General features: G+C 67.1%; 6 protein-coding genes. 4 read left to right on the top strand and 2 right to left on the bottom strand.

Translation table 11 applies throughout. The features are described from left to right. Both VF794_RS03885 and VF794_RS03880 read right to left on the bottom strand, forming a co-directional pair. Positions 1-2,467 (bottom strand): kelch repeat-containing protein (locus VF794_RS03885; RefSeq protein ID WP_331107824.1); only part of this gene is annotated, 2,467 nt, incomplete at its 3' end. A 147-nt stretch (positions 2,468-2,614) separates the two neighbouring features. Continuing rightward, positions 2,615-3,127: a HEAT repeat domain-containing protein gene (locus tag VF794_RS03880; RefSeq protein ID WP_331107823.1), complete on the bottom strand. Its 513-nt coding sequence runs from the start codon at positions 3,125-3,127 to the stop codon at positions 2,615-2,617. A 106-nt stretch (positions 3,128-3,233) separates the two neighbouring features. Here VF794_RS03880 and VF794_RS03875 point away from each other — a divergent pair, with 106 nt between their 5' ends. The 4 genes from VF794_RS03875 to VF794_RS03860 all read left to right on the top strand — a co-directional run. Further along, positions 3,234-4,130, top strand: a complete 897-nt coding sequence (locus VF794_RS03875; RefSeq protein WP_331107822.1) for a hypothetical protein — start codon at positions 3,234-3,236, stop codon at positions 4,128-4,130. Between the two features lie 115 nt (positions 4,131-4,245). Continuing rightward, entirely contained in the window at positions 4,246-4,680 is a 435-nt protein-coding gene (locus VF794_RS03870; protein WP_331107821.1) for a YciI family protein, read from the top strand. 20 nt (positions 4,681-4,700) lie between these two features. Then, positions 4,701-5,978 (top strand): RNA polymerase sigma factor, encoded by a 1,278-nt coding sequence (locus tag VF794_RS03865; protein ID WP_331107820.1) that lies wholly within the window; start codon positions 4,701-4,703, stop codon positions 5,976-5,978. 63 nt (positions 5,979-6,041) lie between these two features. Then, on the top strand, positions 6,042-7,965 hold a 1,924-nt coding region (locus tag VF794_RS03860), incomplete at its 3' end, for a Kelch repeat-containing protein (RefSeq protein ID WP_331107819.1).

The following is a 7,965-nucleotide window of genomic DNA, read 5'->3' as shown; positions in this document are numbered from 1 at the left end:
TGAAGTCGTTGTAGCCACCCGTCACGAGCACCATGCCCGTCTTGAGCAGGACCGCCGCGTGCCTGCCGCGGGGCTGCTTCATGCTACCGGTAGGCGTCCAGGTGCCTGTCATCGAGTCGAACACCTCGACCGAGGCCCCCTTGGCGATATTCGAGGTGTCACCGCCAGCCACCAGCACGCGGCCATTCGGGAGCAGGGTCGCCGTGTGCTCGACACGACCCGTACCCATGTCGGCTACCGCGGCCCAGAGGCCCGTGCTCGAGTCGAACACCTCGGCCGTGGCGAGGCGGTTCTTGCTGGCGCCATAACCTCCCGCCACCAGGACGCGACCATCCGGGAGCAGGGTGGCTGTATGCAGACGGCGCCCCGTGCGCAAACCGCTCGTGGGCGTCCAGGTGCCACTGGACGGATTGTACAGTTCCGCGGTGGCGGTGACGGCCCCAAGATTATCGATGTCGCCACCAACGACCAGGACCTGGCCATTGGGCAGCAGGGTGGCGGTGTGTTCCTTGCGCGCCTGATTCATATTGCCGGTGCTGGTCCACGTTTTGTTGACAGGGTCATACACCGTGGAGGTGGCATCCGGACGTCCGTTCTTGCCTCCGGCGACCAGGACGTAACCATTGGGCAGCAGGGTGGCGGTGTGGTCGCGACGGGTGGTGCTCCAACCTGGATCCGTATGCGCGGTGATGCTCCAAGTGCTGGTGGCCGGGTTGAACAGGCGGGTGGTCTTGATGTTGGTACCGCCGACGCTGAGCACGTCACCGTTCTTCAGCAGCACGGCTTCGTGCTGGAGCACTCCCACCTTATCGGAGTCTCCCGGAATCGTACTGGTCACGTCCTTCCAGCACACCTGGGGGAGGACAGTCAGGTCGCTGAGCACGGGAGTCACGGCGGGCAGCGTGGTGCGCAGCAGGGCCTTGACCTGTAGATGACGACCGACCACCTCCGCGAAAGGGGTGTTATTGGTCACCTCGACGAACGCCTGGGATTCGAGCGTGGTCGGGTCATCCGAGGCCCGCGCGTACATGCGGATGCTGGTGCCGGTGGGAGTGGCACCCTGCGGCTCCTGATTCCAGTGGATGTATCCCCAGTGGGTCCCCGGCTTACCGCTGTCCTGCATGACCTTCCACTCGCCCTCGCGCATCGTGAAGTGACGGTGCTGGAAGCCCGTCATGTCCCAGTACGAGTACGGATGACCGCCCGCGGGGTACGATTGGATGCTGCCATTGGTCGGGTCGATGCGGGTCACGGTGTCGCTGGTCTGGTTGGAGGTCCAGATCTTGTTCTCGCTGTCGATCGCCACGCCCAGGGTGCCGGCCGCGGTCGGATAGCTCGCCAGGAGGGTGCCCGCGGAGTTGAAGCGCAGCAGGCGATTGTTGCTCCAGCAGGCCGCCCAGACGTCTCCCTTGGCATCCACGGCCACGCCGCGGCTGTGGCCCCGGCAGTCCGCGGTGCTGGGAATGGACAGGACCTGAAGCGAGCCCGCGTTGAAGTCCGCCCGAACCAGGCCACCATTCCTGTACGTGCTGTAGTTGCCCAGCCAGACGATGCCGTTCTTGTCCACGGCGAGGCCGTAGGTCCTCACGGGGGAGAAGAGCACCTTCACCGCCGCGCTCCCCGCGGGGGCGTTCGGGTCGATCCTCTGCAGGATCCTCAGGGCGTAGTCCGACGTGTAGATGAAGCCTCCCGGACCCACGGCGAGCCCATAGATGCTCGCGGAGAGGCCGGTCTCCGCGTTGGGATCGAGGGTCCGCAGCAGCTCACCGGTCTTGTTGCTCAACTGCCAGAGTTTGGAGGTCGCGTAACCGCCCAGCCACAGGTTCTGATCGGCATCCACCGCGACCGACCGTCCATAATCGCCGGGAGCCGCATACGTCCTCGTCCACAGGAGGCACTCGTCGGCCTGCCCGAGGTACTCCGCCGGGTTGTTGATGTCGATGATTCCATCACCCGTGGCATCGCGCGAGGTGTCGAGCTGGCCGTTGCCGTTGCGATCCACGCACTGGTCTGGCTTGGTGCCAATCTTCGTGATGGACGCGAGGGTTGTATCTCCGTTGGCGCAGAAGCCACGGTTGGCCACGAAGGCACTGCCAGCGGCATCCACCGTCGTGCGAGACGGTGAGTTACAGCCGCTGCGCGGCGCCGATACCGGTGGGGTGCTGCCGTCCCAGTTCTTCGCCAGCACGGAGTCGTATATCCCCACCTGGCGGCCAGTACGCGAATCGATCTTGGTCACCGTGTCCTGGAGGAAGTTGGCGACCCAGAGATACGGCTCGATGACGGGAGGTGTATCGAAACCGAGCTGGAGTTGGTTGATTCCAGGCGCGTCATGATTGACGCCGCTGAGGGTGCCTTTGTCAAAGTCGGCATTCAGCGTGTACGTCTGTCCTGCCTGGGCGGGACCGGACCATGCCAGGGCCAGTACACTGGCGACCGTGAGGCTCTTCGCCGCGAATGATTTCAAGGTGTTCCTTTTCGGTTCAATAGGAAGTCGACCCTCGTATCCGCCTCACGGTTGAGTGACTCGATGCCAAGGGATGAAGAGTCGACGGCACCGTACCGCTTCGAGTTGCCGGGAGGAAAGAAAATCCGCAACAGGGGGCACCCTCTCTCAATCACGGAGCGGCATGTAGACAGGATTCTCCACCGAGGGAATGGCAGGCCATGGCTGGCCGGCGAATCGCGCCAGGAGAAGATGGACGGCCGCTTCGGCGGCACGGCGGACTTCCGGGGAAGGATCCTGTATCTGGATTTGTTGCAAGGCCTCCAGGTGCTGCTGGCGCGCATGCTCACCGAGGAATTGCAATGCCTTGATGCGCTGCTGGGGAGTCGCATCCTGGCGGGCCGTGGCGAGGGCCTCTTCGAGGCCGCTGGCGTCCTGGCCTTGGCTGATTTCCGTGGCTCCAGGGTGCTCCGTCGGTGGAGGGGTGGTCTCCGCGGGAGAGGAGGCCGTGCGGGGTTGCGTGCTTCCGGCCCGGCTGGGTTCCCGGCGTCTCGAGGTCGGGCCGGCAATGACTTCCTCGGGTGGCCGTGCCTCGTTGGTCTCTGACAGCCACGTATAGAGCCCTGCCAATAGCAGGCTGACCACTCCTACAGACACAATGGCGATCCTCGTCGTGCTCATGCGCCCCCTCCGGCGACTCCATCGTTCGCCGAGGCTTGTGACGTCAGCAACCCAGCAGATAGCATTTCACGGGCTTTCTTTTCATCCTTCCAGGTCTTGCATGAATATGAAGAAAAAATTCTTGACGCTCCTGTGCGCGACAGTGCTCTCTGGCAGCCCGGCCCTGGGCGAGCCTCCCGCTCCCAAGCCTCCCCCTGAACTTCAGCTGCCGTTCGAGGCCAGGGTCGTGCGGCGGTTGGAACTGTTCCGCGTCCCTCAGGCCAGGTCTTCCGACATGACCGAGGTCGCCGCGGGCATGGTCGTTACCGTCTCGTCGTGGGTTGGCGAGAAGACGTGGGAGGGCCAGTCGGAGCAGATGGTGCAGGTGAATCTGGACGGGCGGAGCACCTACTACGCGCTGCTGTCGCGGTTGGAGCCGTTGAAGAAAGGCGCGGTGTTGACGGCCGCTCAAGCAGGAGGGCTGCTCTTCTCGCAGGCGCCCAAGACCCGGCGGAGCTGGTGCGAGCAGTTCGCCCGCAGACTGCTCCTGTCCTCGGATGGCTCGAATCTTCTCCTCTACTCGAGCTCGGCGGACGAGGAGTGCGCGGGCTACCTGGCGGTGGTGACGGATACGGGCAAGGGTGCGCGGGTGCTGGCCCGGGCCCGACGAGGGCCTCTCCAGTCCGTGGTGCTCCACCCACTTCCTCGGGGTCCGGCGTTGCTGGAGTTCGAGGAATTCCTGCCGAGCACTGCTCGCGTCACCGGCAGTCGCCGCACCTTCCTCGGCCTCGGCAAGCCCGCCCTGAAGGAGTTGCTGTCGGTGGATACCCGGCGCGATGAGCTGGAGCAGGAGCGCAAGCACTCCGTGCTGGCGGAGGTGGAGGTCAAGCCCTCTGAGCAAGGCCTGGACATCGAGGTCCGCCGCACGGAAATGCAGGTGGCGCTGGCCACGGGGGTCGAAAGCGGCCATGTGCGGGAAACCCGGAAATACCACTACGCCAACGGCACGCTCTCAGCCCAGTGATTTCAGGCACTTGGCGGTGCTGGCGGAAAAATCGCTCGCCGTGTCGATCTCGCCGACCCTCATTCGACGTGTGAATAAGAGCCACCCGGCTTTCAAACAACGAGGAGACACGACGATGCGATTCATGATCCTGGTCAAGGCCACCAAGGACTCCGAGACGGGCGTTCTGCCGAGCACGGAGCTGCTCACCGAGATGGGGAAGTACAACGAGGAGTTGGTGAAGGCCGGCGTGCTGCTCGCGGGCGAGGGGCTCCACCCGAGCGCGAAGGGCGCGCGCGTCAGGTTCGCTGGGGGCAAGCGCACCGTGATCGACGGGCCCTTCGCCGAGACGAAGGAGCTGATCGCCGGCTTCTGGCTGTGGCAGGTGAAGTCGAAGGAAGAGGCGATCGAGTGGGTCAAGCGCTGCCCGGATCCCATGCCCGGCACGGAGTCCGAGATCGAGATCCGCCAGGTGTTCGAGGCCGAGGACTTCGCTCCCATTGACCCCACGGGTGAACTCATGGCGAAGGAGGAGCAGCTCCGCGAGACGATCGAGTCGCGACGCCGTTAGTCATGCTCTAGTCGGTGGCCGTGACGGCTTCCGCTACGCATCGCGCGATCGACGCGGTCTGGAGAATCGAGTCGGCCAGACTCATCGCTGGCCTCGCGCGGCTCGTGCGCGACGTGGGTCTCGCCGAGGAACTCGCGCAGGACGCGCTCGTCGCCGCGCTCGAGCGGTGGCCGGAGTCGGGCATCCCGGACAAGCCGGGTGCCTGGCTCATGGCCACCGCGAAGCATCGTGCGGTCGACCTCTTGCGCCGAAGCAAGAGGCTCGAGCGCAAGCACGAGGAGCTCGGTCACGAGCTCGAGGCCCGGCGAGAGTTGGCCGTGTCGGAGCTCGACGCCGCGATCGACGATGACGTCGGCGACGATCTCCTGCGCCTCGTGTTCACGGCCTGTCATCCGGTGCTCTCGACCGAGGCGCGCGTCGCGCTCACGCTCCGGTTGCTCGGAGGTCTGACGACCGAGGAGATCGCGCGCGCGTTCCTCGTCCCGGAGCCGACCGTCGCCCAGCGAATCGTCCGAGCCAAGCGGACCCTCGCCGAAGCGCGCGTCCCCTTCGAGGTTCCCCGTGGGGACGAACTCGTCGCCCGTCTGTCGGCGGTGCTCGAGGTCATCTACCTCGTCTTCAACGAGGGCTACTCGGCGACCGCCGGTGATGACTGGATGCGACCCGAGCTTTGCGAGGATGCGCTCCGGCTCGGCCGTATCCTGGCCGGGCTCGTTCCGGAGGAGCCGGAGGTCCATGGCCTCGTCGCGCTCATGGAACTCCAGGCGTCACGGATGAGGGCACGGGTGGGTCCTTCGGGAGAGCCCATCCTGTTGCTCGACCAGAACCGCGCGCTCTGGGATCGGGTCCTCATCCATCGGGGTCTCCTGGCGCTCGAGCGTGCCGAGGCGTTCGGCGGCGTACGTGGCCCCTACACGTTCCAGGCCGCGATCGCCGCCTGTCACGCACGGGCTCGTACACCGGGGGAGACGGACTGGGCACGCATCGCGGGGCTGTACGAGGAACTCGCCCAACTCTCGCCATCACCCGTCGTCGAGCTGAATCGTGCGGTCGCCGTGTCGATGGCGTCCGGTCCAGCCGCGGGGCTCGAGATCGTCGATGCGCTGACTTCGGAGCGCTCGCTCAAGGGCTACCACCTGTTGCCGAGCGTGCGCGGCGATCTCCTCTCGAAGCTCGGCCGCTTCGACGAGGCCCGTGAGGAGTTCGAGCGCGCGGCCTCGCTCACACGCAACGAACGTGAGCGCAAGCTGCTCCTCGCCCGTGCCGCCGCGTGCGCGGATCAGTGCCGTCGCGAATAGGTTTGCGTAGAGTGCCCCGTGATGCGAGGGCCGGCTCGCGGCTTTCCGTAGGAGAGTTCGTTCGTGCAACGTCAAGGCTTCTCCCTGCTGTCACTGCTGGCGGTGGGATGGATGTGGATTGTCTCGGGTTGCGGCTCGGAGCAGCCCATGGGGTCTGCCCGGTTCGTGAGTCACTTCGGGCAGGGTCTGGCCTCGAGCGACGTGACGCGGATGTCCGTTACGCTCTCGGCTCCGGACCTGGACGTGCGCACCGTGGACCTGGAGAAGGTGGACGGCGAGTGGAGCGGGACGATGGAGAACATCCCCGCGGGTGGAGATCGCACCTTCAGCGCCGAGGCCTTCGGCGCGGACAGCACGAAGCTGTTCGCGGGCAAGGCCATGGGGGTCACCATCGCCCAGGGGGAGACGGCGCTGGTGGCCATCACCCTCCAGCAACTCTCGGGGCCCCCGCCTTTCGAGAACACCGTCCCCGCCATCGACTCCCTGGTGGCCTCGGCCGCGGCCGTGGCTCCCGGCGGCACCCTCACCCTGACGGCCACCGCGCATGATCCCAACCCGGACGATGTGCTCACCTACGCGTGGACGGCCCCGGCGGGGACGTTCGGCTCGGCCTCCAGCGCGACGACGACGTGGACCGCTCCGGCGACCACGGGCCCGGTGACGTTGACGCTGGTGGTGACGGACCCGCATGGGGCCTCCGTCTCGGTGTCCGTCTCCCTCACGGTGCGCACGGGCACGGGGGCCGCGCGCATCGACGTGTCGCTCAACACGTGGCCCCAGGTGACCCGCATCACCGCCTCGCCCTCGCGCGTGAAGCCCGGTGAGTCCACCACCGTGGTGGTGTCCGCTTCCGACCTGGACGGGGACACGCTCGCCTATCAATGGAGCGCCTCCGGCTGCTCGGGCAGCTGGACGGAGGAGCACTCGGCGAGCGCGCGCTTCACGCCCGAAGCCGTTCCCGCGGGAGGTAGCTGTGCCTGCCGTCTGGGCGTGACGGTGGCCGATGGGCGCGGCGGCCAGGGCAAGGGCGCGCTGTCCATCTGCGTGGGCGAGCCTCCCTCAGCGTCCTTCCCTCCCGAGCTGGTGGTGGTCTCGCGCTCGCCCGAGATTGCGACGCCGGGTGGCACCGTCACGCTGCGGGTGGAGGCGAAGGACCCGCGGGGCAGCGCACTCGGCTTCGCGTGGTCGGCGAACGCGGGGACACTGGGCACGCCGGTGAATGGGGCATCGACGAGCGAGGTCGTCTGGACGGTGCCCGTGTGCGTGTCCTCCGGGACGCCTCTCGTCACGGTCACGGTGAGCAACGCGCAGGGGCTGTCCACCTCCAACCCCTTCACCTTCAGCGGGCTACCGGAGTGTCCTCCGCACGGCTCGTGGAGCGCCATCGGCGGGCTGAGCTGGGGACGCGAGGCCCTCACGGCCACGCTGCTGCCCTCGGGCCAGGTGCTGGTGACGGCCGATCTCATGTTCCCTGGGGGCCTCTGGCCGGCGGAGGTGTACGACCCGGCGACGGGGCTGTCCCTCCCCACGGGCCCCATGGTGGAGAAGCGCTCCTCGCACACCGCCACGCTGTTGCCCTCGGGCCAGGTATTGGTGGCCGGAGGCGGTACGGCCTCGGCGGAACTGTACGAGCCGGCGACGGGGACGTGGACCGCCACGGGCTCCCTGTCCGTGGCGCGCTCCGATCACACGGCGACGCTGCTGCCCTCGGGCAAGGTGCTGGTGGTGGGGGGCCATGCGGGGAGCACGGCCCTCGCCACGGTGGAGCTGTACGACCCGGCCACGGGCACGTGGAGCGCGGGAGCTTCCACGTCCGTGGGCCACCAGGGCCACACGGCGACGCCACTGCCCTCGGGCCAGGTGCTGGTCGCGGGCGGCGACAGCGCCGTGACGGAGGTGTACGACCCGGCCACGGGCACCTGGACTCCCACGGGCTCCTTGAGCTCGCGCCGGCTCTGGCACGCGGCGGTCCCGCTGCCCTCGGGTC

Source organism: Archangium sp. (genome assembly GCF_036389735.1).
Lineage (GTDB): Bacteria > Myxococcota > Myxococcia > Myxococcales > Myxococcaceae > Archangium.
This window is presented reverse-complemented; position numbering and strand designations above follow the sequence as displayed.

What these genes read in the sequence shown, in the direction of transcription:
- VF794_RS03880 (WP_331107823.1), bottom strand. Translation starts at nt 3,127, where the DNA reads ATGAGCACGACGAGGATCGCCATTGTGTCTGTAGGAGTGGTCAGCCTG.
- VF794_RS03875 (WP_331107822.1), top strand. Translation starts at nt 3,234, where the DNA reads ATGAAGAAAAAATTCTTGACGCTCCTGTGCGCGACAGTGCTCTCTGGC.
- VF794_RS03870 (WP_331107821.1), top strand. Translation starts at nt 4,246, where the DNA reads ATGCGATTCATGATCCTGGTCAAGGCCACCAAGGACTCCGAGACGGGC.